The 19,393-nt window shown below is 58.8% G+C and carries 14 protein-coding genes, 1 other RNA gene and 1 pseudogene; 6 read left to right on the top strand and 10 right to left on the bottom strand.

Going from position 1 to position 19,393, the window contains the following annotated elements; genetic code table 11:
- Together carB and carA are read right to left on the bottom strand one after the other, a co-directional pair.
- Nucleotides 1–3,216 carry a carbamoyl-phosphate synthase large subunit gene (carB, locus tag O5O48_RS07930; RefSeq protein WP_269688575.1) on the bottom strand — a complete coding sequence of 1,072 codons (3,216 nt, stop codon included), beginning with the start codon at nucleotides 3,214–3,216 and terminating at the stop codon, nucleotides 1–3.
- A 31-nt stretch (nucleotides 3,217–3,247) separates the two neighbouring features.
- The gene (gene carA / locus O5O48_RS07925; protein ID WP_233048380.1) at nucleotides 3,248–4,384 is read right to left on the bottom strand and encodes a glutamine-hydrolyzing carbamoyl-phosphate synthase small subunit; all 1,137 of its coding nucleotides are present in this window, start codon (nucleotides 4,382–4,384) and stop codon (nucleotides 3,248–3,250) included.
- Nucleotides 4,385–4,744: 360 nt separating this feature from the next.
- On the opposite strand from carA, the gene O5O48_RS07920 reads away from it, so the two are divergent.
- Complete coding sequence (locus tag O5O48_RS07920; protein ID WP_233048381.1) at nucleotides 4,745–5,521, top strand: hypothetical protein; 777 nt, start codon at nucleotides 4,745–4,747, stop codon at nucleotides 5,519–5,521.
- Nucleotides 5,522–5,583: 62 nt separating this feature from the next.
- Here the strand turns inward: O5O48_RS07920 and dapB are convergent, their stop codons facing one another.
- The 4 genes from dapB to grpE all read right to left on the bottom strand — a co-directional run bounded on the left by dapB (nucleotide 5,584) and on the right by grpE (nucleotide 10,266).
- Nucleotides 5,584–6,390 carry a 4-hydroxy-tetrahydrodipicolinate reductase gene (gene dapB / locus O5O48_RS07915; RefSeq protein ID WP_233048382.1) on the bottom strand — a complete coding sequence of 269 codons (807 nt, stop codon included), beginning with the start codon at nucleotides 6,388–6,390 and terminating at the stop codon, nucleotides 5,584–5,586.
- 14 nt (nucleotides 6,391–6,404) lie between these two features.
- Nucleotides 6,405–7,544 carry a molecular chaperone DnaJ gene (dnaJ, locus tag O5O48_RS07910; protein WP_088276369.1) on the bottom strand — a complete coding sequence of 380 codons (1,140 nt, stop codon included), beginning with the start codon at nucleotides 7,542–7,544 and terminating at the stop codon, nucleotides 6,405–6,407.
- A 134-nt stretch (nucleotides 7,545–7,678) separates the two neighbouring features.
- Nucleotides 7,679–9,601, bottom strand: coding sequence for a molecular chaperone DnaK (gene dnaK / locus O5O48_RS07905; RefSeq protein ID WP_228246839.1), 1,923 nt, complete (start codon nucleotides 9,599–9,601; stop codon nucleotides 7,679–7,681).
- 89 nt (nucleotides 9,602–9,690) lie between these two features.
- Entirely contained in the window at nucleotides 9,691–10,266 is a 576-nt protein-coding gene (gene grpE, locus O5O48_RS07900; RefSeq protein ID WP_228246838.1) for a nucleotide exchange factor GrpE, read from the bottom strand.
- 226 nt (nucleotides 10,267–10,492) lie between these two features.
- Between grpE and recN the strand changes: the two genes are divergently transcribed.
- Entirely contained in the window at nucleotides 10,493–12,166 is a 1,674-nt protein-coding gene (gene recN / locus O5O48_RS07895) for a DNA repair protein RecN (protein ID WP_269688574.1), read from the top strand.
- A gap of 68 nt (nucleotides 12,167–12,234) precedes the next feature.
- On the opposite strand, the gene fur is transcribed toward recN, so the two are convergent.
- Complete coding sequence (gene fur, locus O5O48_RS07890; RefSeq protein WP_088276365.1) at nucleotides 12,235–12,645, bottom strand: ferric iron uptake transcriptional regulator; 411 nt, start codon at nucleotides 12,643–12,645, stop codon at nucleotides 12,235–12,237.
- A 124-nt stretch (nucleotides 12,646–12,769) separates the two neighbouring features.
- Here fur and O5O48_RS07885 point away from each other — a divergent pair.
- A pseudogene (locus tag O5O48_RS07885) lies at nucleotides 12,770–13,129 on the top strand (outer membrane protein assembly factor BamE); the annotation flags it as partial.
- Between the two features lie 87 nt (nucleotides 13,130–13,216).
- Here the strand turns inward: O5O48_RS07885 and O5O48_RS07880 are convergent.
- From O5O48_RS07880 to O5O48_RS07870, 3 genes are read right to left on the bottom strand one after another with little or no spacing between them, the layout of a single operon-like run.
- The gene (locus tag O5O48_RS07880; RefSeq protein WP_228246836.1) at nucleotides 13,217–13,528 is read right to left on the bottom strand and encodes an RnfH family protein; all 312 of its coding nucleotides are present in this window, start codon (nucleotides 13,526–13,528) and stop codon (nucleotides 13,217–13,219) included.
- Nucleotides 13,521–13,955 carry a type II toxin-antitoxin system RatA family toxin gene (locus O5O48_RS07875; RefSeq protein WP_228246835.1) on the bottom strand — a complete coding sequence of 145 codons (435 nt, stop codon included), beginning with the start codon at nucleotides 13,953–13,955 and terminating at the stop codon, nucleotides 13,521–13,523. Before O5O48_RS07875 ends, O5O48_RS07880 begins: the two co-directional genes overlap by 8 nt.
- A 7-nt stretch (nucleotides 13,956–13,962) precedes the next feature.
- Entirely contained in the window at nucleotides 13,963–15,366 is a 1,404-nt protein-coding gene (locus tag O5O48_RS07870; protein ID WP_269688573.1) for a sodium-dependent transporter, read from the bottom strand.
- Between the two features lie 147 nt (nucleotides 15,367–15,513).
- On the opposite strand from O5O48_RS07870, the gene smpB reads away from it, so the two are divergent.
- From smpB to O5O48_RS07855, 3 genes are all read left to right on the top strand, one after another.
- Nucleotides 15,514–15,996 (top strand): SsrA-binding protein SmpB, encoded by a 483-nt coding sequence (gene smpB / locus O5O48_RS07865; RefSeq protein ID WP_088276359.1) that lies wholly within the window; start codon nucleotides 15,514–15,516, stop codon nucleotides 15,994–15,996.
- Nucleotides 15,997–16,292: 296 nt separating this feature from the next.
- Nucleotides 16,293–16,648: a transfer-messenger RNA gene (gene ssrA, locus O5O48_RS07860) on the top strand.
- A gap of 97 nt (nucleotides 16,649–16,745) precedes the next feature.
- Nucleotides 16,746–19,079, top strand: a complete 2,334-nt coding sequence (locus O5O48_RS07855; protein WP_269688572.1) for a site-specific integrase — start codon at nucleotides 16,746–16,748, stop codon at nucleotides 19,077–19,079.
- The last annotated feature ends 314 nt before the right edge of the window (nucleotides 19,080–19,393 follow it).

Below are 19,393 nucleotides of genomic sequence, written 5' to 3'. Positions count from 1 at the left end.
TCAGATACCTTTGTGCAAATCCTGGAGACGACGCACTGCGCGCTCCGGGCCAAATTTCAGTGCAGTGCAGACCGCCTCGCCACCTGCCAGGGTGGTAGTCGAGTAGACCTTGTGCTGCAGTGCGTTGCGACGAATCGAATAGGAATCGGCAATCGACTGGCGACCTTCGGTGGTGTTGATCACCAGATCAATCTCGTCGTTCTTGATCATGTCGACAATATGCGGACGCCCTTCGGTCACCTTGTTCACGCGACGTACCGGCAGGTTGGCCGCTTCCAGCACCTTGGCAGTGCCGGCGGTCGCAACCACTTCAAAACCCAGGTCGATCAGATCGCGGGCAACATCGACCACCAGCGGCTTGTCGTCTTCACGCACACTGATGAACACGGTGCCGCTGGTCGGCAGCACTTCACCAGAACCCAGCTGGGACTTGGCAAACGCCTCACCGAAGCTGTCACCCACACCCATTACCTCACCGGTGGACTTCATTTCAGGGCCGAGGATCGGGTCTACGCCGGGGAACTTGGCGAACGGGAACACCGCTTCCTTAACGCTGAAGTACGGCGGCACCACCTCTTCAGTGAAGCCCAGTTCCTGCAGCGTCTTGCCTGCCATGACACGGGCGGCAATCTTGGCCAGCGACTGACCGATGCACTTGGATACGAACGGCACGGTACGGGAGGCACGCGGGTTGACCTCGATCACGTAGATGTCCTCGCCCTGCACCGCCATCTGCACGTTCATCAGGCCGACCACGCCCAGCTCCAGTGCCATCTTGCGCACCTGCTCGCGAATATCGTCCTGGATGCTCGCCGGCAGCGAATACGGCGGCAGCGAGCACGCCGAGTCGCCAGAGTGCACGCCAGCCTGTTCGATGTGCTGCATGATCGCCCCGATCACCACATCCTTGCCGTCAGAGACCGCGTCAATATCCACTTCGATGGCGCAGTTCAGGAAGTGATCCAGCAGCACCGGGCTGTCGTTGGACACCTTGACCGCCTCGCGCATGTAGCGCTTGAGTTCTTCTTCCTGATAGACGATTTCCATCGCCCGCCCGCCCAGCACGTAGGACGGACGCACCACCAGCGGATAACCGATGCGCTTGGACAGTGCGAGAGCCTCGTCTTCGCTGCGCGCAGTCGCATTCGGCGGCTGACGCAGTGCCAGGCGCTCAACCATCTGCTGGAAGCGCTCACGGTCTTCGGCGCGGTCAATCGCCTCGGGGCTGGTACCGATAATCGGCACGCCGGCCTCTTCCAGCGCGCGCGCCAGTTTGAGCGGCGTCTGACCACCGTACTGCACGATCACACCCTTGGGCTGTTCGACGCGAACGATTTCCAGCACGTCTTCCAGGGTCACCGGCTCGAAATACAGACGATCCGAGGTGTCATAGTCGGTGGAAACGGTTTCCGGGTTGCAGTTGACCATGATGGTTTCGTAACCATCTTCACGCATCGCCAGTGCAGCGTGAACACAGCAGTAGTCAAACTCGATGCCCTGACCAATACGGTTCGGCCCACCACCCAGCACCATGATCTTGTCACGGCTGGACGGATTGGACTCGCACTCTTGCTCATAAGTCGAATACATGTAGGCGGTATCGGTGGCGAACTCGGCCGCACAGGTGTCAACGCGCTTGTAAACCGGCAGCACGTTCAGCTTGTGACGATGACGACGCAGGCTCTTCTCGCTCACGGCCAGCAACTGCGACAGACGCAGGTCAGAGAAGCCCTTGCGCTTGAGGCGGAACATCAGGTTGTAGTCGATGTCGGCCAGCCCCAGCGTCTTGACCCGCTCTTCTTCCTTGACCAGGTCCTCGATCTGAACCAGGAACCAGGTATCAATCTTGGTCAGATCAAACACCTGTTGCAGGGTCATGCCGGCGCGGAACGCGTCAGCCACGTACCAGATGCGATCCGCACCCGGGACGGTCAGCTCGCGGGTCAGCTCGGTCATTACGTCGTCGGCAGCCGGATCGACCTTGGGGTCGAAACCGCAGACGCCCACTTCCAGGCCGCGCAGTGCTTTCTGCACGGACTCCTGGAAGGTGCGACCAATAGCCATCACTTCACCCACCGACTTCATCTGGGTAGTCAGGCGCGCATCGGCGTTGGGGAATTTCTCGAACGCGAAACGCGGAATCTTGGTAACCACGTAGTCGATGGACGGCTCAAAGGAGGCCGGCGTGCGACCGCCAGTGATGTCGTTCTGCAGCTCGTCCAGGGTGTAGCCGACAGCCAGCTTGGCGGCAATCTTGGCAATCGGGAAACCGGTGGCCTTGGAGGCCAGCGCCGAGGAGCGCGACACCCGCGGATTCATTTCGATGACGACCATGCGGCCGGTGTTCGGGCAGATACCGAACTGCACGTTGGAGCCACCTGTCTCGACACCAATCTCACGCAGTACCGCCAGCGAGGCGTTACGCATGATCTGATATTCCTTGTCGGTCAGCGTCTGGGCCGGCGCGACAGTAATGGAGTCACCGGTGTGAACACCCATCGGGTCGAAGTTTTCGATCGAGCAGACGATGATGCAGTTATCCTTCTTATCGCGGACCACTTCCATCTCGTACTCTTTCCAGCCGATCAGCGACTCGTCGATCAGCAGCTCGTTGGTCGGCGACAGGTCCAGACCACGGTTGCAGATCTCCTCGAACTCTTCACGGTTGTAGGCGATACCACCACCGGTACCACCCATGGTGAACGATGGACGGATGATGCACGGAAAGCCGACCTGCTCCAAAACACCGTAGGCCTCAGCCATGGTATGTGCGATACCGGAGCGCGGGCACTCCAGACCAATGGCCTTCATCGCCTTGTCAAAGCGCGAACGGTCCTCGGCCTTGTCGATGGTGTCGGCGTTGGCACCAATCATCTCCACGCCGTACTGCTCCAGCACGCCGTGCTTCTCCAGATCCAGTGCGCAGTTCAGCGCGGTCTGGCCGCCCATGGTCGGCAGCAGCGCGTCCGGGCGCTCTTTCTCGATGATCTTGGCAACCGTCTGCCACTTGATCGGCTCGATGTAGGTGGCGTCGGCCATGGCCGGGTCGGTCATGATGGTCGCCGGGTTGGAGTTGACCAGAATGACGCGAAAACCTTCTTCCTTCAGGGCCTTGCAGGCCTGAGCACCGGAGTAGTCGAACTCGCAGGCCTGACCGATGACGATAGGGCCGGCGCCGAGGATCAGAATGCTTTTAATGTCTGTACGTTTTGGCATAGTCGTTTACAAATCCTAGGTGTACCGGGGTTCAGGCGCGTTTTTTCATGGCGTCGATGAAACGGTCGAACAGCGGTGCCACATCGTGCGGACCCGGGCTCGCCTCGGGGTGGCCCTGGAAGCTGAAGGCCGCCTTGTCGGTGCGCTCGATACCTTGCAGGGTGCCGTCAAACAGCGACTTGTGGGTCGGCCGCAGGTTGGCCGGCAGGCTGGTCTCGTCAACCGCAAAGCCGTGGTTCTGACTGGTGATCATCACCACACCGGTATCCAGATCCTGAACAGGATGGTTGGCGCCATGGTGACCATGACCCATCTTGACGGTTTTGGCACCGGAGGCCAGTGCCAGCAGTTGGTGACCGAGACAGATACCAAATACCGGGATGTCCGTTTCCAGAATTTCCTTGATCGCAGCAATGGCGTAGTCACATGGCTCCGGGTCGCCCGGGCCGTTGGACAGGAACACGCCATCCGGGTTCAGGGCCAGCACGTCGGCGGCCGGCGTTTGCGCGGGCACCACAGTCAGACGGCAACCGCGCGCAACCAGCATGCGCAGAATGTTGAATTTCACGCCGTAATCGAAGGCAACAACGTGGTAGGGCAACTCGGCATCGGACAGCTCGGGATGACTATCGGTCTCCAGATTCCAGACACTGGAGCGCCACTGATAGCTTTCCTTGACCGACACTTCCTTGGCCAGATCCATGCCCTTGAGGCCAGGGAAGCTGCGCGCCAGTTCAAGCGCCTTTTCCTCGGAGATATCGTCTCCGGCCAGCAGGCAGCCATTCTGCGAGCCCTTCTCGCGCAGAATCCGGGTCAGACGACGGGTGTCGATACCGGCGATGGCAACAATGTTGTTTTCACGCAGATACTCGTCCAGAGACTGCTTGCAGCGCCAGTTGCTGGCCAGCAGCGGCAGGTCACGAATCACCAGACCGGCAGCCTGAACAGCGTCGGACTCGACATCCTCAGGGGTCACGCCGGTGTTGCCGATGTGCGGGTAGGTCAGGGTCACGATTTGACGCGCATAGGAGGGATCGGTAAGGATCTCCTGATAACCGGTCATGGCCGTATTGAACACGACCTCACCAACACTGGAACCGTCGGCGCCGATGGACTCACCGCGGAAAATACTGCCGTCGGCGAGTGCGAGAATGGCTGGCTTGGACAAGAAAACCTCCGAAAGAACTGACACATTTCACCAAACGCGGGCTGCACAAAAGCGGGAATGTGGTGCTGAACACAACATCCCGCTTGCAAAGGCATTGTCAGATACGCGCTGAATAGACAGATTAGCGCAATAGTTTAAACACATGAGGCCAAAATATCCACACCGCATCGCCCAGCTCTTCCCGCAGGCAGTCGCGATCACGGCCCAGCAATCGCTTCAATCTCGCACAACTCTGTGTTACAACAGCCGGTGTATGAAAATGGGCAGGAGCCCACGCCAGACGGCGCAGACCGTCAAAACCGGACGCCTCCCTGGCGCCGGATAACACAAGAAAAACCAAAGGACTCGGGGACCCTCACCATGCCAACGCTCTTGAAACGCCTGCTGGTGCTGCCACTGCTGCTTATTGCCTCACTCGCCTACGCCGACCCGCAACGCCTGCAACAGCTGCATGAGTTCCGCAGCGAAGCCTTCAAGGCCGGAACCTACCTGCTGATCGACAACAACCTCTACGAGCGCGTTCGTGAGCCAGGCAACCGCGAAATCTACAACTCCGCACTGCAGCAAATGGACTCACTGCTGCGCCAGATGAACAACCCCGGCAACCTTCGCCCGCTCTACAGCGAGCTGGTGACCCTGATCCGGGAACTGGAAGCGTTGCCCGAGGACCAGGCGCACTACAGCCTGGCCACCGTCAACCGCATCATGATGGCACACGGCAACCTCGAAAATGCCGCCGCAGAGCTTTATGAAGCGGAAGTCGCAGGCAGTCCGGATAATCTGGTTGCCCTGCAACGCCAGAGCATCGAGACCAGCCGCATTCTGCTGCTGTATGAAAACAACATGTTCAGTTCGGTTGGCGTGTACTTCCTGCCCAGCCGCGAGGGCCTGTTTGTCGAGCTGGACAACCGCATCAACGACGGCTCAAATCAGCTCAAGCAACTGATGCCCGAACACAAGGACACCTTTGACCGCCTGGATAAGCAGTACAGCTTCATCCAGCCGCGCCTGATCAACCATCACGCCGACTGGGTACCCACCATCGCCGCGTTCTACCTGACCAAGAACACCCAGACACTCGATGAACTGGCTCGTGAACAGGCCAACCTGGCCGAGGCCAGCGTGAGCACCAACTAAGGCGGCAGGAACAAAAAAGGGTGGCCATCATGGCCACCCTTTTTTGTGCATCATTCCGCCGTCTAGCCCTTGAAGCCGAGCACGTCCTGCATATCAAACAGGCCCGCGCCACGGCCCTCAAGCCACATCGCCGAACGTACCGCACCCTTGGCAAAGGTCATCCGACTGGAGGCCTTGTGGGTAATTTCTACCCGCTCACCCTCGGTCGCAAACAGCACGGTGTGATCTCCGACCACGTCACCGGCGCGAACCGTCGCAAAACCAATGGTCTTGGGGTCACGCGCCCCGGTCTGCCCTTCACGCCCATAAACCGCCACGTCAGCCAGATTGCGACCGAGCGCATCGGCAACAACCTCCCCCATGCGCAGGGCCGTTCCAGATGGAGCGTCGACCTTGTGACGGTGGTGCGCCTCGATAACCTCGACATCAGCCTCATCCCCCATGACCCGCGCAGCCATGTCCAGCAGCTTGAGACAGAGGTTCACGCCAACACTGAAGTTGGGCGCAAAGACGATAGGGATCTGCTTGCCGGCCTCGGCGAGCAACGCCTTTTCAGCCTCGGAGAAACCCGTAGTACCGATCACCATCGCCTTGCCTGCATCACGGCAAATCTGCAGATTCACCAGCGTCGTGGTCGGATGAGTGAAGTCGATCAGCACGTCAAAGTCGTCGACCACTTGCTTGAGGTCACCACTGATCGCAACGCCCAGGCGACCGAAACCGGCCAACTCACCCGCATCAGCGCCCACCAGCGAACTGTCAGGGCGCTCAATCGCCGCCGTCAGCGCAGCACCTTCCGTCTGACCGATTGCCTCGATCAGCGTCTTCCCCATGCGCCCGGCAGCGCCAATTACCGCAATCCGTCTCATCTTGCGCACCTGCCTCAGAATTTCATGTCTTCGAAGAAGTTCTTCACACCATCAAACCAGCTCTTGGCACGAGGCGACTGACTCGAGCCTTCGGCCTCAAGTGTTTGACGCAGCTCTTCGAGCAATTCGCGCTGACGCTTGGTCAGGTTGACCGGCGTTTCGACAACCACCCGGCAGAGCAGATCACCGGCCGAACCACCACGCACTGGCGTCACACCCTTGCCGCGCAGGCGGAACAGCTTACCGGTTTGCGCGCCCTCGGGAATCTTCAGCTTGACCCGACCGTCCAGGGTCGGCACCTCAAGCTCTCCGCCCAGCGCCGCATCGACGAAGCTGATCGGCACCTCACAGTACAGATTCTTGCCGTCACGCTGGAAGATCTTGTGCTCGCGCACCGAAACAACCACATACAGATCACCGGCAGGGCCGCCATTAACACCGGCCTCACCTTCACCTGCCAGGCGGATACGGTCACCGGTATCAACACCGGCCGGAACCTTGACCGACAAGTTCTTCTGCTTCTCTACACGACCATTGCCGTGGCAGTCCTTGCACGGATCGGTAATCATCTTGCCGGTACCATGACAGCGCGGGCAGGTCTGCTGCACCGAGAAGAAGCCCTGCTGCATGCGTACCTGACCATGACCACCGCAGGTGGTACAGGTTGTCGGCGTGGTGCCCTTCTTCGCACCGCTGCCATCACAGGTTTCGCAGGCAACCAGGGTCGGCACACGAATGGTGACCGTGGTACCGCGCACCGCCTCTTCCAGATCCAGCTCCAGGGTGTAACGCAGGTCACTGCCGCGCTGCACGCTGGAACGTCCACGACCGCCGCCGCCACCGAAAATGTCACCAAATACATCGCCGAAGATATCGGAGAAGTTGGCGCCGCCGCCGCCAAAACCACCGGCACCGCCACCCATGCTCGGATCCACGCCGGCGTGACCATACTGATCGTAGGCGGCGCGCTTGTTGGCGTCGGTCAGCACTTCGTAGGCTTCGGTCGCTTCCTTGAACTTCTCTTCGGCATTCTCGTCATCCGGGTTACGGTCCGGATGGTATTTCATCGCCAGACGGCGATAGGCCTTTTTCAGCTCGGCCTCGCTGGCGCCCTTTTCGACCCCCAGCACTTCGTAATAATCACGCTTGGACATGTGTTCGACTTCCCTTACAGAGACACCCGGCACAAACGGCAACGCGGGAGAAGCTCCCGCGTTGCCAGGCAGAGTTGGAGGGCAACACACCGGACATGCCGTCGGTGCACCACCCTACCCGGTTCATCAAGGACCTACTTGTTGTCCTTGACCTCTTCGAACTCGGCGTCGACCACGTCGTCCGCATCGTTACCGGACTCCGCGCCCGCTGCCGGGCCTTCACCCTTGCCAGCCTGAGCCTGTTCGGCATACATCTTCTGGACCAGCGGGCCAGATGCCTCGGACAGGGCGTTGATCTTGGCCTCGATCTCTTCCTTGTCGCCGGTCTTGATCGCCGCTTCCAGATCGCTCAGCGCCGTTTCGATGGCAGCCTTCTCTTCATCAGTCGCCTTGTCGCCCGCCTCGGTCAGGGTCTTGCGAGTCGCGTGAACCAGCTGATCGGCCTGGTTGCGCACGGTTACCAGCTCTTCGAACTTGCGGTCTTCCTCAGCGTTGGCCTCGGCATCACGCACCATCTTCTCGATTTCGTCATCCGACAGACCAGAGGACGCCTTGATCACGATGGACTGCTCTTTGCCGGTTGCCTTGTCTTTGGCAGACACGTTGAGGATACCGTTGGCATCGATGTCGAAGCTGACCTCAATCTGCGGCACGCCACGCTGCGCCGGCGGGATGTCGGCCAGATCGAAACGGCCCAGCGACTTGTTCTGGCTCGCCTGCTTGCGCTCACCCTGCAGCACGTGAATGGTCACCGCAGTCTGGTTGTCGTCCGCAGTCGAGAACACCTGCGACTTTTTGGTCGGGATGGTGGTGTTCTTCTCGATCAGCGTAGTCATCACGCCACCCATGGTTTCGATACCCAGCGACAGCGGAGTAACATCCAGCAGCAGCACGTCTTTCACGTCGCCGGCCAGTACCGCACCCTGAATCGAGGCACCGATGGCAACCGCTTCGTCCGGGTTAACGTCCTTGCGCGGCTCCTTATTGAAGAACTCGGCAACGGTCTTCTGCACCAGCGGCATGCGAGTCTGACCACCAACCAGAATAACGTCGTTGATGTCAGACACATCCAGACCGGCATCCTGCATCGCGATGCGGCAGGGCTCGATGCTGCGCTTGATCAGATCTTCAACCAGCGACTCCAGCTTGGCACGCGTCACCTTGACGTTCAGGTGCTTCGGACCGGACGCATCTGCAGTGATGTACGGCAGGTTGACGTCGGTCTGCTGGCTGGAAGACAGCTCGATCTTGGCCTTTTCAGCCGCTTCTTTCAGACGCTGCAGCGCCAGCGGATCATTGTGCAGATCAACGCCGTTCTCTTTCTTGAACTCGTCTGCCAGGTAGTCGATCAGACGCATGTCGAAATCTTCACCACCCAGGAAGGTGTCACCATTGGTGGCCAGCACTTCGAACTGATGCTCACCGTCCACTTCGGCAATTTCGATCACGGAGACGTCGAAGGTACCACCACCCAGATCGTATACAACGATGGTGGAGTCGCCACGCGCCTTGTCCATGCCATACGCCAGTGCGGCTGCGGTCGGCTCGTTGATGATGCGCTTGACTTCCAGACCGGCGATACGACCAGCGTCCTTGGTAGCCTGACGCTGGCTGTCGTTGAAGTAGGCCGGAACGGTGATAACCGCTTCGGTAACCGGCTCACCAAGGTAATCCTCGGCGGTCTTCTTCATTTTCTTCAGTACTTCAGCAGACACCTGCGGCGGAGCCATTTTCTCGTCATTTACCTGAACCCAGGCGTCGCCATTGTCGGCCTTGACGATCTTGTACGGCACCAGCTTGATGTCTTTCTGAACGACGTCTTCTTCAAAGCGACGACCGATCAGACGCTTGACCGCGTACAGGGTATTCTGCGGGTTGGTAACCGCCTGACGCTTGGCCGACTGGCCAACCAGGGTTTCACCGTCGTTGGTGTAGGCGACGATCGACGGAGTGGTACGACCACCCTCAGCGTTCTCGATCACCTTGGCGGAACCGTTTTCCATAATAGAGACACAGGAGTTGGTGGTCCCCAGGTCGATACCGATAATCTTGCCCATAAGTTTCTCTCCGAATCTGACTGCCGCGTTTTGGTCAGCGGCGCTGTTCAACTATGCTTGAGCCCTTGATGGGGGCTGCCAAATCAATTTCAAGCCTGCTCGTCAATCGAGGGCGGGGCTCCCGCAGCCGGAGCCTTGCTGACGACGACCATGGCCGGGCGCAGCAGGCGACCACTGAGGGTGTAACCCTTCTGGAACACCTTGAGTACGGTGTTCGGCTCAACCGCGGTGCTTTCTTCCATCGCCATGGCCTGATGCAGTTCAGGATTGAAGGGCTCGCCCTCAGGCTGAACCGGGACTACCTGGAACCGCGCCAGGGTGTCGGCAAACATCTTCAGGGTCAGCTCAATACCCTCGCGCATCGGCTTGATCGCCGGATCATCAGCATTGGACAACTCCAGGCCGCGCTCAAGACTATCGATGATCGGCAGCAGATCATTGGCAAAACGCTCCAGCGCGAACTTGTGCGCCTTCTCGACATCCTGCTCGGCACGGCGACGCGCATTCTGCACATCAGCCGCCGCCCGCAGAGCCTGATCCTGAGCGGTAGCCAGCTGTTCTTCCAGACTCGCTACGCGCGCGGCAAGATCGCCTTCGGGCGTCGCAACGGTCTGATCGACCACGTCGTCCTGATCCTGCAGATCCGGTCTCTGTTCCTCTGCCATGTCTTTCTCCTGTCATAGGGTGGGCGTGTCTTTGCGCGCAATCGCCGCACACGCAGTCAATGATGAACGACCGGCCTCGCCGATCGCGTCTGGCAACCTATATGGGGACAGTCCACACAGCTTCAAGGGTCAATATCAATCAGTGTGCTCGTACTATTGCGGGGACTTGTCGCCACAAAGCAAACTACTGTATAAACAACCAGAACAATTTTCTCGGGAGCGCGCCATGCTGATCCACCTCGCGGTCAACAACTACGCCATCGTCGACACCCTGGAACTCGAGCTGGGCGGCGGCATGAGCGTGATTACCGGCGAAACCGGTGCAGGCAAATCCATCATGCTCGATGCACTGGCCCTCACCCTTGGCGATCGCGCCGACAGCGGCGCGGTTCGCCCCGGCGCCGACAAGGCCGACATCCTCGCCACCTTCGACATTCGCGACATTCCCGAAGCCCGCCAGTGGCTCGATGAGCGTGACCTGACGCAGGACGACGACCAGGTTATCCTCCGGCGCGTGATCACCGCCGAAGGCCGCTCACGAGGCTACATCAATGGCGCACCCTGCCCCCAGCAGGACCTGCGTGCCCTCGGCGAAATGCTGATCGACATTCACAGCCAGCATGAGCACCAGTCGCTGCTGAAAACCGATACCCATCGACGCCTGCTGGACGAGTACGCCGGCGCCGGCGAACTCGCGAGACAGGTTCAACTGGCGGCTCAGCGCTGCCGCCAGACCGAAAAGGCGCTACGCCAGGCCAGCCAGCAAAGCGAAGAACAGGCCGCTCGCCAGCAGCTGCTGACCTACCAACTGGACGAACTGGACAATCTGAGCCTGCAGGACGGCGAACTGGACGAACTGGAGAACGAGCAGCGTCAGCTCGCCAGCGCAGACCAGATCCTGCATTCCTGCCAGCAAGTCATCAACATCTGCAGCGAAAATGACGCAGGCAGCGTACTAGAAGCCCTGACCGCCAGCCTGAGTCGGCTGGACGCCTTTAAAAGCCACAGCCCGCAACTGGGTGAAGCCAGCGACATGCTCGCCAGCGCACAGATTCAGATCGAGGAAGCAGTCGGCGAACTGACCCGTTACCTCGACCACTTCGAGGCCGACCCTGAACGCCAGCAGTACGTGGAAGAACGCCTCAGCGCCATTTATGACCTGGCACGCAAGCACCGTATTCAGCCGCAGGAGCTACCCGCGCTGCAGCAGCAGTTGATCGACGAACTGGAAGGCCAGCAGCAACAAGCTGCCGACGCAGAGCGCCTGCAGGAAGAACTGGTTGCCTATCAGGCCCACTATCGCCAACTGAGCGAGAAACTGTCAGCACAGCGCAGCAAGGGAGCAGCCAAACTCGCCAAGGCAGTAACTCAGGAAATTCAGCGCCTGGGCATGCCCGGTGGCCGAATCGAGCTGCAGCTGACACCGTTGGACGCCGACAGCTACCCGGTAACCGGGCTGGAAACCGTCGAATTCCTGGTCAGTGCCAACCCCGGCCAGCCCGCCAAACCGCTGGCCAAGGTCGCATCTGGCGGCGAACTGTCACGCATCAGCCTCGGCATTCAGGTCATCACCGCACAGACGTCACGCGTCCCCACACTGGTGTTTGACGAAGTCGATGTGGGTATCGGCGGCCCGACCGCCGAGATCGTTGGCCAGCTGCTTCGCCAACTTGGCGCGCGCGGCCAGGTACTGACAGTCACCCACCTGCCGCAGGTCGCGGCTCAGGGGCATCAGCACCTGTTTGTACGCAAACAGCAGACCCGCAACAGCACACGCACCTGCATTGACCAGCTGGACGATAACGCCCGCGTGCAGGAAGTCGCCCGCATGCTTGGCGGCGTCGACCTGACCGACGAATCACTGGCCCACGCCCGCAAGCTGCTCAGCGTTGCACACTGAGCAGATATAAAAAAACCGGGCCAGGCCCGGTTTTTTGCACCAAAAATCAGTGCTTGCCCAATCTGAGGTTACTTGCCGCCTGCCTTGCGCACATACAGCACCAGATTGTGGTCAACCAGCTCGAAGCCGTGCTCCTTGACGATTTCGCGCTGACGGCGCTCGATTTCAGGATCGAAGAACTCGACCACTTCACCAGAGTCAACACAGACCATGTGGTCGTGGTGCTCGCCGTCGGCCAGCTCAAACACGGCGTGTCCGCCGTCGAAGTTGTGGCGCACGACCAGTCCGGCCGCTTCAAATTGCGTCAACACGCGATAGACGGTGGCCAGGCCAACGTCCTCGCCCGCCTCCATCAAAGCCTTGTAGACGTCCTCGGCACTCATGTGACGCTCGTTCGAACCGTCGAGCATTTGCAGGATCTTAACCCGAGGTAACGTGACCTTCAGGCCGGCTTTGCGGAGTTCTTGATTTTCAACCATGTCACTATTCTCGTTCAGCGCTTCGCAGGGCGGGATGAGTCGGGTATGATCAGGGCAATACAGCCATTCCAAAGATAGCGGATGTTAGCACGTGACGCGAAAAAGCTTTAATCGAATCCTTTTCATGCTGTTATGCAGTGTCTCTATCGGCCTTCTGGGTGGCTGCGGCGTGGTCCCCGGCATTTACAAGATCGATATCCAGCAAGGCAACGTTGTCACCCAGGAAATGGTTGACCAACTCCGCCCCGGCATGACCACCCGCCAGGTGCGCTTCATTATGGGCACTCCGCTGATCCAGGACACCTTCCACCCCAACCGCTGGGATTACCTGTACAGCATGGAATCGGGGCACAGCACGCGCGTGCAGGAACGCATCAGCCTGAACTTTGAAGACAATCGCCTGGTCGGCCTCTCCGGCGACTTCATGCCGGGTCAGAGCCAGGACGAGGAAATCATGAGCTCCGACACCGTCGAAACCTATCCCGTCGACCTGGGCGCTCCACTCGGCACAGGCGAATAGCCAACGCACTCAAGGGGAAGCGTCCGACGCCTCCCCTTCCTGCCCCCGCGACTAGTCTTCCGTCTTGGCCGCCTTGGCCTTGGCAGCGCGCTGCTTGCGCACTTCCTTCGGGTCCGCAATCAGCGGACGATAGATTTCCACCCGCTCTCCTGACTGCAGCACCCGCTCTGCAGGTTTGGGGACGGCCTTGCCGAAAATACCCAGCGGGGCACTTTCCAGATCCAGCTCGGGGAAATGCTGATCCATGCCGGACAGACGCACGGCGTCCAGCATGCTGGTGCCCTCGGGCACATTAAGCGTCACAATCTTCTGCTTGTGGGGCAGCGCATAGGCCACCTCCACCACCATGGTCTTCTCAGCCACCCCAGGTCTCCTTGGCCCGCTGACAGAAGGCGTCCACCATTGCATTGGCTGCCTGATTGAACAACGGCCCCAGCGTCGCCTTGACCAGGGCGCCGGCGTACTCGAAATGCAGATCCAGAGTGATCTTGCACGCCGAATCACCAAGCGCCTTGAACTCCCAGGCACCACGAAAATCGCTGAACGGGCCATCCACCAGACGTAGCGTAATGCGCTCGCCCGGCACCAAAGCATTTCGGGTAGTAAAGGCCTGGCTCATGCCGGCCTTGGCAATGTCCAGACGGGCACACATCTCGGTGTCAGTCTCACTGAGAACCGTCGCACCGGAGCACCAGGGCAGAAACTCCGGATAACGTTCAACCCGGTTAACCAGGTTGTACAGATGGCTGGCCGGATACGGCAACAAAGCCGAGCGCTGAATGTGGGTCATGCAATCTTCACTTGGTCAGTTCGGTGACGAGGATAATCAGAATCCCCGCAGGGGCTACATAGCGTAACAGCGAATAGATGAGCGGGAACAGGCGGCGACACTTCAACGCCAGCTCATCGCGGAATACATCGCGGTCCAGCACCCAGCCTGCGAACAGCACAAACAGAAGACCACCCAGAGGCAGCATGATGCGGCTGGTCAGATAATCAATCGATTCAAAGAACGTCATGCCGCCCTCACTGGTCCAGCGGAACAGGTGCCAACCGTCAGCATCGGACACAAAGAACCGCGCATCCGCCAGCACATTGAACGACAGCACCGTGCCCAGGCCAACTACCCAGCAGAGCAGCGCAATCACCGAGGTCACCCACACACGACTGCGACCACTGCGCTCAACCCAGAACGCCACTGCCGGCTCGAGCATGGAAATCGCCGAACTCCAGGCCGCTACAGTTACCAGCACAAAGAACACAACACCAAACAGGTTACCGCCGGCAATATTGCCAAAGGCGATTGGCAGCGTGACAAACATCAGGCCCGGCCCTTCATTGGGCTGCAGCCCGGCGGCAAACACCACCGGAAACAGGGCCATTCCCGCGGTTAGTGCTACGACCGTATCCAGCAGACCGACCGTCAGCACTGTCGATCCAATGGACGCCTTGCGCGGCATATAGGCGCCGAACACCATGATCGAGCCGACACCCACGCTCAGGGTAAAGAATGCGTGCCCCATGGCGGCCAGAATACCGTCAGGCACCTTGGCCAGATCAAACTCGAACAGAAAGCGCACACCCTCCATGAAATGACCGGTGGTAAGGCTGTACCCCAGAAGCGCCACCAGCAGTACAAACAGCATCGGCATCAGAATCCGCAGCGTGCGCTCAAGGCCCGCCACCACACCCCGAGCAATCACCCAACCGGTGAGCAGCATAAATAGCGTATGCCACACCGTCAGCCGAACCGGGTCGCTGACAAGGCTGCCGAAACGCTGCCCCGCACCGTCACCGTCAATGCCGGCAAACTCACCGCGCACCATGCCAACGATATAATCGAGCGCCCAGCCAGCCACCACGCTGTAAAAGGACAAGATCAACAGCGCACCAGTCATCCCCATCACCGCAGCCCAGGACCAGGCGGACGAAGCGTTCGAGTATCGGGAAAGCGTCTTCAGCGTATTGACCGGGCTCTGTCTGCCGCGCCGTCCCAGCAGGGTCTCGGCCAGCATCACCGGCAAACCGATCAGACAGATGCAGATCAGATAGACCAGAACAAAGGCGCCACCGCCATATACACCAGTCATGTAAGGGAACTTCCAGATGTTGCCGAGGCCTACGGCAGATCCGGTTGCCGCAAGAATGAAGACCCAGCGGCTTGCCCAGATCCCGTGAATGGAGACAGCGTCTTTGCTCATAAAGAGTCCCGGAGTACCCGAAAAAAGGAACGCATTGTCCAGATTTTAACCAATCACCACAAGGTCAAATCGCCGCAGGCGTGAAAGCCCTCCACCCGCAAAATCCGCCGATACAGCATAGGAAACTACAGGTATACTGACGCGCCTATGAGCAAGCAAAAGAAATCCCCGGCCAACAGCGGCACCATTGCGCTGAACAAAAAGGCCAAACACGACTATTTCATCGAGCAGCGCTTCGAAGCCGGCATCGCACTGACCGGCTGGGAAGTAAAGAGCCTGCGCGAGGGTAAGGTGCAGCTGGTCGACAGCTACATCCTGCTCAAGAACAACGAAGCCTTTCTGCTGGGCGCCCACATCACGCCACTGAAGACCGCCAGCACGCACGTCATCGCCGACCCGACCCGCACCCGCAAACTGCTGCTGCACGCACGCGAACTCGACAAGCTGGTCAATGGCGTACAGGCCAAGGGCTTCGCCTGCGTCCCGCTCGCGCTGTACTGGAAGGGTCACCTGGTCAAATGCGAAATTGCCCTGGTACGCGGCAAAAAGGACTTCGACAAACGGCAGACCGAGAAAGAGCGCGACTGGGATCGCGAGAAGCAACGCGTCGTACGCGAGAACCATCGCTAATTTTTTTTGCTACCCGCTGAACTTTCCCGCAACCAGCCCGTCATACCATTTGACAGGCTGGTCCGCTCCACCAGCCGGTTTATGGTTTAAAGCATGTAACGCCTATACCCTGACTCGTCAGGGTATTTTTTTGTCTGCCGTGGCGGCTCGGGGAAAACGAAATGCGTCAGGCCGCTTGACGATCACACCCGCACACCGCGCAAACCGGGCAGAACCGCCCTAGCCTGCAAACGATAGCTATTACTCAGGGAACCTTTCGCGTACAATCGCATCCTAGTAACAGACCTGAAAGATTTGGGGCCGATTTGGATTCGACGACGGTTACAAAACTTGAGGGGCATGCCGAGCTGGTAGCAGAACTCGTAAATTCGCTGCTGCAAACTTATAGTTGCCAACGACGACAACTACGCACTAGCCGCTTAAGCCGGCTAGCAGCCTCTAGGGGATGCCTGTAAACCCGAAGATTTGGCTGTCAGATAGAACAGGATCGCCGCCAAGTTTGCTGTAGACGTAACGGCTAAAACTTATACAGCTCGCTCCAAGCACCCTGCCACTCGGGCGGCGCGGAGTTAACTAAGTAGAGATGGCTAAGCATGTAGAACCGATAGCGGCGGACTGGCGGACGGGGGTTCAAATCCCCCCGGCTCCACCAATTTGGAAAGAAACCCGTCTAGAACGCGGGTTTCAGCGAAGGAAGGGTTTGGTAGATCGCACAAAGTCCAACTAGGACTTAAAAAAGGCGCTCCACCATGTCCAACTCACGTAAGCAGCAACACCTCATCACCTCGCCCAACGGGGTGTTTCAGTACTACCTCACTCTACCAGCACACCTGAGCAGCGACCCTCGCATACCCGCTCAGGTTCGCTGGTCTCTTGGTCGCAACGCATCCGTTGCCCGCACCCTCGCACACCTGCTCGACGCCGAGCTTTCGCTCGTCATCAAACCCGGCGCCACACTGGTGACACCTGAACTGGTAAGCGAGCGACTCAAGCAAGCCAAAGCCTGGCTCAAGCGCACACTCGATAACGCCGCCAATCCTTGGGGAGCGCTACCGAGTCCCGCCGAACTAGGCAAGCAAGACCTGACTGCCGCCAAACAGCGACTGGCCGACGAAAGCGCGAAGCACACCACCCTCTACAGCCTCACGCCCGGCGGCGAACTGATTCTGTCGATAACGCCCAGCAAAGGCCTTCAATCCGCACTGGATCTTCGCTTCCACCGCTTCGACTGGCCGCTGGGCACGACAGAACAAGACAAAGCCCAAGACGCCGCGATCTACGCATTCGCCGCCATCACCCAACTGGAGCTGCACTCCCCAAGTAAAGAGCTCCGACACCCCGCCACGTTCAACGCACTCGCACTGCATGAATACCTTTGCCATGCCCGACCGGACTGTGGCGCCCATCTTGCCGACATCCCGCCCGACCTGCCCGGCTCGCTCGCCGCGTATCGCATCCACAGTACACTCACATCGCTAAGCTGGCCCCAGCCTCGATACTCTGCCTTTGTCACCCGACAGCTTGCTTCCGGGCTCTACACCCTTGAGCTGGCATCATGCGCCCTGAAAACCATGCACCCAATCCTGGCTGGCAGAGGATTTTCACTGACCCTGCCGACCACCTCAGCCATCATGGCCACCCTGCTAAAAGAGCGCCTGGTCTCTGCCGTCGAGAATACGCTCCAGACACACCTTCGCCGCACTGCGACAACCGCCTCACTAGACCAAGCAAGGCTGGAGCTTGAGGCGCTGACCCGTGGATTCATGGGCAGCACGCTGGCGCAGTCCCCACTACCAAGCCTGCCCGATGCCAGACCACTAACTGACACCACGCCAGCGCCAGTGGATCCCGCGAAACAAGCGCTCGCCACGGCGCTCGCCGCCCTGCTACCAGAAGAAAAGCGCGGCCAACTCGACGCCTTGGTCAATAACACTCAGGGCACCGTCATCGACAGCAAAGCAGAACAACTTGATGGCATCACGCTTGGCGAACTGGCAGAGCGGTACCAGCAAGCGCAGATCGACGAAGGCAACTGGACACATGTCAAAACCACACCTCAGCGAAAAGCCCGCCTCAAAGTGGTTACCGAGCTGATTGGTGCGCACAGGCGCCTAAAGACACTGCGCCGCTCGGACTTTCTGACACTGCGTGATCAACTGCGCTTTCTGCCTGCCAACGCCCATCAGCTTGTCGCCCGGCAACGAATATCAGTCAGGCAACTCGTTACTGAAAAGACAGCACCAGCCATCCATCCAAGAACAGCCAAAGTGTACTTTGAGCTTGCCAAGTCACTCATCCGCTACGCGCAGGATCAGGAGTGGATTGAACATGACATCACCGCCAATCTCACCTTCAAAACCCGCAACGCAGCCCCACCAGCGAGGCGCACCTACACGCACGAGATGCTCACCAAACTGGTCAACGGCCCCGTTTATACAGCGACACGCCAGACCTCGTGGCGCATGGATGAGTACAAATTCTGGCTACCACTGCTCGGCCTCTACACCGGAGCACGCCTGGGAGAGCTTTGCCAACTGCAACTGAGCGATGTGCGCTGTAGCAACGGCATCTGGCTTATCAATATCGACAACAGCAACGGCAAGCAAATCAAGAACACCCAATCGATACGTCAGGTTCCACTGCACCACCAGCTCATCAAATTGGGATTTCTGGACTTCATTGACGACCAGAAACACGGCAACACCCGCCCTGACGCACCGCTCTTCAGCTCACACCGGCAGTACACCCAAGTACCGGTAAGCCATGTCGCCAGCAAATGGTTCAGATCCTATGTCAAGCAATGCGACCTCACCCAAGAGAAAGCCACCTTTCACGGCCTCCGACACACCTTCATCCAGCAGTTCCGCATGCAGCGATTAGACATTCTGATCGCCAAGGCGCTGGTAGGCCATGTCGACACCAGCACCACCGGCGGTTACGGCGACATCTATCCTCTGCGCGTACTGAAGGAAGAGATCGATCGGCTCGACTTTGAGCTCAACCTCGATCACATCTCCCATGCTCGCTACCAATCACTGCGAGCCAAGCAAGCCGAACGACAAATCGGCAGACCAGCCAAGTAACCCCAGAACAGCACCCTGTCCACCCAAAATCGGCATCCGGGCAGGGTGCAAATGCAAAATTTTCTTCGCAGAAATTTATTTACACAACAAAACAATAAAGCAGGATTAACAAGAACGAAAATCCTCCACCGCAAAGACAAAAACCCTCGTAAACATTAATAAAAAGCGACCAAATACAGAATTGACAAGGCGTCAAGAAAACGCAGCCGAGCAAAGCAAATATGCAAAAATTGAATATTGACAATATATCAATTAATTTTTTCTATTTACTATTAAAATAATATTGCTAACATTTGCTCATGCGAAACATATGA

The organism is Halopseudomonas sp. MFKK-1, from assembly GCF_027474385.1.
Taxonomy (GTDB): domain Bacteria; phylum Pseudomonadota; class Gammaproteobacteria; order Pseudomonadales; family Pseudomonadaceae; genus Halopseudomonas; species Halopseudomonas aestusnigri.
This window is presented reverse-complemented; position numbering and strand designations above follow the sequence as displayed.

What these genes read in the sequence shown, in the direction of transcription:
- dnaK (WP_228246839.1), bottom strand. Translation starts at nt 9,601, where the DNA reads ATGGGCAAGATTATCGGTATCGACCTGGGGACCACCAACTCCTGTGTC.
- grpE (WP_228246838.1), bottom strand. Translation starts at nt 10,266, where the DNA reads ATGGCAGAGGAACAGAGACCGGATCTGCAGGATCAGGACGACGTGGTC.
- dapB (WP_233048382.1), bottom strand. Translation starts at nt 6,390, where the DNA reads ATGAGACGGATTGCGGTAATTGGCGCTGCCGGGCGCATGGGGAAGACG.
- recN (WP_269688574.1), top strand. Translation starts at nt 10,493, where the DNA reads ATGCTGATCCACCTCGCGGTCAACAACTACGCCATCGTCGACACCCTG.
- fur (WP_088276365.1), bottom strand. Translation starts at nt 12,645, where the DNA reads ATGGTTGAAAATCAAGAACTCCGCAAAGCCGGCCTGAAGGTCACGTTA.
- dnaJ (WP_088276369.1), bottom strand. Translation starts at nt 7,544, where the DNA reads ATGTCCAAGCGTGATTATTACGAAGTGCTGGGGGTCGAAAAGGGCGCC.
- O5O48_RS07875 (WP_228246835.1), bottom strand. Translation starts at nt 13,955, where the DNA reads ATGACCCACATTCAGCGCTCGGCTTTGTTGCCGTATCCGGCCAGCCAT.
- carB (WP_269688575.1), bottom strand. Translation starts at nt 3,216, where the DNA reads ATGCCAAAACGTACAGACATTAAAAGCATTCTGATCCTCGGCGCCGGC.
- smpB (WP_088276359.1), top strand. Translation starts at nt 15,514, where the DNA reads ATGAGCAAGCAAAAGAAATCCCCGGCCAACAGCGGCACCATTGCGCTG.
- O5O48_RS07855 (WP_269688572.1), top strand. Translation starts at nt 16,746, where the DNA reads ATGTCCAACTCACGTAAGCAGCAACACCTCATCACCTCGCCCAACGGG.
- O5O48_RS07920 (WP_233048381.1), top strand. Translation starts at nt 4,745, where the DNA reads ATGCCAACGCTCTTGAAACGCCTGCTGGTGCTGCCACTGCTGCTTATT.
- O5O48_RS07870 (WP_269688573.1), bottom strand. Translation starts at nt 15,366, where the DNA reads ATGAGCAAAGACGCTGTCTCCATTCACGGGATCTGGGCAAGCCGCTGG.